Genomic DNA, 684 nt, shown 5'->3' on the forward strand with positions numbered 1-684 from the left:
CGGCGGGGCGCGCGGCTGACGGTTCGACCCTTCCGCTCGCCGTCGCGCCGGTTTCGCCCAGGTGGCTAGGCGAGCTCGGCGGGGTCAGTCGGGGCGTCGAAGCGGCCTCCGCTCGGTGCTCATGCCGTGCGTGTACGGCTGCCGGTTCGGTCGTTCCGCTCGCCGCTGCGGCGGCATTGCTCAGGGGCTGGCGGTAGCTTGCCGAGGTAAGCCGACGCGACGATCGCGCCGGGGCTGGCGCTGTGCGCGTGCCGCTGCCGGCTTGATCGTTCCGCTCGCTGCGGCGCTGGCTTCGCTCAGATTGCCGGTGCAGTCACGTCGCGCGGTGCGGGCCACGCCAGCGCGTCCCAGTCGATGGCGCGGTAAGCGGCTTCGACCGCCGCCAGATCATCCGGTCGCTCGCTGCGATGCAGCCCGTGCAATTCGGCCGGCACGTCGAGCGCGACCGGCACGCAATGCGGATAGTCGCGCACGCGCAGCGCCGGCCCGATCGTCGTGAAGCACGCGAGCGTCGGCACGTCGAAACCGTCGGCGAGATGCAGGGCCGCCGTGTCCGGTGCGAACAGCACGCTCGCGCCCTTGATCCACGCGATGAAGCGTGCGGTGTCGGTCGCGTCGCGGCTCACGTCCACGTAAGCCGGATGCGCGAGCGGACCGAAGCCGACGACCGGCAGCCCGTAACGC

Annotated in this window: 1 pseudogene; it reads right to left on the reverse strand. The window is 72.2% G+C overall.

Annotated features, from left to right (window positions below):
• Window positions 1-296 precede the first annotated feature (296 nt).
• Window positions 297-684, reverse strand: a pseudogene (locus tag JMF90_RS39375) (ADP-heptose--LPS heptosyltransferase); the annotation flags it as partial.

Source organism: Burkholderia sp. E168m23 (assembly GCF_016586125.1).
Taxonomy (GTDB): Bacteria; Pseudomonadota; Gammaproteobacteria; order Burkholderiales; family Burkholderiaceae; genus Burkholderia; species Burkholderia orbicola.